Source organism: Sphingomonas sp. (assembly GCF_035555815.1).
In the GTDB taxonomy this organism is placed as follows: Bacteria; Pseudomonadota; Alphaproteobacteria; order Sphingomonadales; family Sphingomonadaceae; genus Sphingomonas.
Genome location: NZ_DATMGG010000175.1, coordinates 1 through 3306 on the forward strand (window position 1 = coordinate 1; position 3306 = coordinate 3306).

Annotated in this window: 4 protein-coding genes; 3 read left to right on the forward strand and 1 reads right to left on the reverse strand. The window is 66.3% G+C overall.

The features are described from left to right. Positions 1-42: 42 nt before the first annotated feature. Positions 43-1071, reverse strand: a complete 1029-nt coding sequence (locus tag VNR91_RS09615) for a quinone-dependent dihydroorotate dehydrogenase (RefSeq protein WP_325490545.1) — start codon at positions 1069-1071, stop codon at positions 43-45. Between the two features lie 95 nt (positions 1072-1166). Between VNR91_RS09615 and VNR91_RS09620 the strand changes: the two genes are divergently transcribed. From VNR91_RS09620 to VNR91_RS09630, 3 genes are all read left to right on the forward strand, one after another. Beyond that, a complete protein-coding gene (locus tag VNR91_RS09620) occupies positions 1167-1580 on the forward strand; it encodes an SUF system Fe-S cluster assembly regulator (RefSeq protein WP_325490546.1) in 414 nt (137 codons plus the stop codon). Beyond that, a complete protein-coding gene (sufB, locus tag VNR91_RS09625) occupies positions 1580-3043 on the forward strand; it encodes a Fe-S cluster assembly protein SufB (protein WP_325490547.1) in 1464 nt (487 codons plus the stop codon). The genes VNR91_RS09620 and sufB overlap by 1 nt, the downstream gene beginning before the upstream one ends. Beyond that, the coding region (locus VNR91_RS09630; protein ID WP_325490548.1) for a hypothetical protein at positions 3040-3306 on the forward strand (267 nt) is incomplete at its 3' end. The genes sufB and VNR91_RS09630, both read left to right, overlap by 4 nt.

Here is a 3306-nt window from a genome sequence, read left to right on the forward strand (position 1 = left end):
AGCGTTTTCATGCTGCGGACCGTATACCCGCGCACCGCCACGTCAACCGGAGCCGACCGCCGCCGCGACGTCCGCGAAACCGTCGCGCTCCAGCAGCGTCGCCAGACCGCGCGCGACTCGCCGCGCCAGACCCGGCCCCTCGTAGACCAGTGCGGTGTAGAGCTGGACCAGGCTCGCTCCGGCGCGGATGCGGGCATAGGCCTCCTCCGCGCCATCGATGCCGCCGACCGAGATGAGCGGCAGCGTGCCGCCGGTCGCCGCGCGGAAATCGGCGAGCCGTTGCCGCGCCAAGCCCTTGAGCGGCGCGCCGGACAGGCCGCCGCTCTCCCCGGCGTGGCGGGATTGCAGGGCGGGGCGCGAAATCGTGGTGTTGGACACGATCAGCGCGTCGATGCGGTGCGCGATCGCGGCGGCGGCGATGGCGTCGATATCGGCGAGCTCCAGGTCGGGCGCGACTTTCAGGAACAGCGGCGTCAACCCACGCGCCTCATCCGCCCCGGCCAGCAATTCGTTCAGCGCATCGCCGCGTTGCAGGTCGCGCAGGCCGGGTGTGTTCGGCGAACTGATGTTGATCGTGACGTAGTCGGCGACCTTCGCCGCCAGCCGCACGCCGGTGGCATAGTCGGCGATGCGATCCGTCGCGTCCTTGTTCGCGCCGACATTGATCGCCAGCACGCCCGCGCGCCCCGACCGGTCGATGCGCGGCAGCGCCGCTTCGATTCCGCCGTTGTTGAACCCCATGCGGTTGATCACCGCGCGATCCTCAGTCAGCCGGAACAGGCGCGGTTTCGGATTGCCCGGCTGCGGCAGGGGGGTCAGCGTGCCGATCTCGACGCTGCCGAAGCCGAGCGCGAAGAAGCCGTCGATCGCCTCGCCGTCCTTGTCGACGCCTGCCGCCAGCCCGATCGGATTGGGAAAGCTGATCCCCGCGACGCGCGTTTCCAGCCGCGGATCGCGCACCACGCCGCCCAGCGGCGCCGTCCCGCCGCTCCATGCGGAGATCAGGCGGATCGTCAGGCGGTGGGCGCGTTCGGCGTCGATCGCGAACAGCAGGGGGTGGTAAAAGGCCATCGCCGACCCTCCTACGAAGGTTGACGGGGGGCGGGCAAGCGCCCATCTGCCCAATCGGAACGAATCAATCCGATTTGAGAATCGCTCGCAACAACATGAAACTGTCCAGCCTTGCCGACTATGCCGTGGTCATGATGTCCGCCGCCGCGCGCCATTGCGGCGTCAGCGGGCGGCTCAACGCGACGCTGATCGCGGAGGAGACCGGGCTGCCGCTGCCGACGGTGCAGAAGCTGGTGAGCAAGCTGTCCGCCGCCGGCCTGATCGAATCGACGCGGGGTACCGGCGGCGGCTTTCGCCTCGCCCGTCCGCCGGCGACGATCACGCTGGCCGACATCGTCGAGGCGATCGAGGGCCCGATCGCGATGACCGCATGCGTCGACAGCGGCCGCCATGATTGCTGCATCGAGGATAATTGCCGCGTGAAACCCCATTGGAACGCGGTCAACGGTGCCGTTCGCGGCGCGCTGGCCGGGGTCAGCCTCGCCAGCCTCTCGGTGGAGCACGCCTGATGGCCACGAAGAACGCCGAGGCGCTCGCCGCCGCGAACAAGAAGTACGAATGGGGCTTCAGCTCCGACATCGAGCAGGACTTCGCGCCCAAGGGGCTGAGCGAGGACACCGTCCGTTTCATCTCGGCCAAGAAGAACGAGCCGGAATGGATGCTCGACTGGCGGCTCAAGGCGTTCCGCATCTGGCAGGGGATGACGCTGCCCGAATGGGCCAAGCTCGATATCCCGCCGATCGACTATCAGGACGCCTATTACTACGCCGAGCCCAAGGCGAAGAAGACGATCGGATCGCTCGACGAACTCGATCCCGAGATCCTGCGCGTCTACGAAAAGCTGGGCATCCCGATCGAGGAGCAGAAGGTGCTCGCCGGGGTCGAGGGCGCGCGCAAGGTCGCGGTCGACGCGGTGTTCGACAGCGTCTCGGTCGCCACCACGTTCCGGAAAGAGCTTGAGGATGCCGGCGTCATCTTCCGCTCGATCAGCGAGGCGGTGCGCGAGTTTCCCGACCTGGTCCGCAAATATCTGGGCAAGGTCGTGCCGGTGCGCGACAATTTCTATTCGGCGCTGAACGCGGCGGTCTTTTCCGACGGCACCTTCGTCTATGTGCCGGAGGGTGTGCGCTGCCCGATGGAGCTGAGCACCTATTTCCGCATCAATGCCGAGAACACCGGCCAGTTCGAACGCACGCTGATCGTCGCCGACAAGGGCGCCTATGTCAGCTACCTGGAGGGCTGCACCGCGCCGATGCGCGACGAGAACCAGCTCCACGCGGCGGTGGTCGAACTGATCGCGCTCGACGACGCCGAGATCAAATATTCGACCGTGCAGAACTGGTATCCCGGCGACGAGAACGGCAAGGGCGGCATCTATAATTTCGTCACCAAGCGCGCGCTGTGCGCCGGCAAGAACTCCAAGGTGTCGTGGACTCAGGTCGAGACCGGCAGCGCGGTGACGTGGAAATATCCGAGCTGCATCCTGCAGGGCGACGGGTCGGTCGGCGAATTCTACTCGGTGGCGGTCACCAACAACCACCAGCAGGCCGATACCGGCACCAAGATGCTGCACATCGGCAAGAACACCCGTTCGACGATCGTGTCGAAGGGGATTTCGGCGGGCAAGAGCAACAACACCTATCGCGGCAAGGTGCTGGTCAACGCGCTGGCCGAGAATGTCCGCAACTTCACCCAGTGCGACAGCCTGCTGCTCGGCGACCAGTGCGGTGCGCACACCGTGCCCTATATCGAGGTCAAGAACCCGTCGGCGCAGATCGAGCATGAGGCGACCACCTCGAAGATCAGCGAGGACCAGCTGTTCTACGCGATGCAGCGCGGGCTGGATCAGGAAGCGGCGGTCGCGCTGATCGTCAACGGCTTCGCGCGCGAGGTGCTCCAGCAACTGCCGATGGAATTCGCGGTGGAGGCGCAGAAGCTGCTGGGGATCAGCCTTGAGGGGAGCGTCGGGTGAAGCGGGAATTTGGCGAGTTGGCCGTGGCGGCGGTCCTATTGGCAACGTGCGCAAGCAGTGCGGCGGCGAAGGACCCGAGCGTCAGTTTCAAGATGACCAGCAAGGCGCCGCCCGCGCTGGAACGTGCCGTCACGCCATACCAGCGCTGCGTCACCGCGTGGTCGCGGGCGAACACCGGACGTTACGAAGATATCGTCAGGAAGATCGACTTTCGCAACGGTCCTCCCGAATGCGCGCAGCAGCGCCGGCAGTCCGAGGAAGCG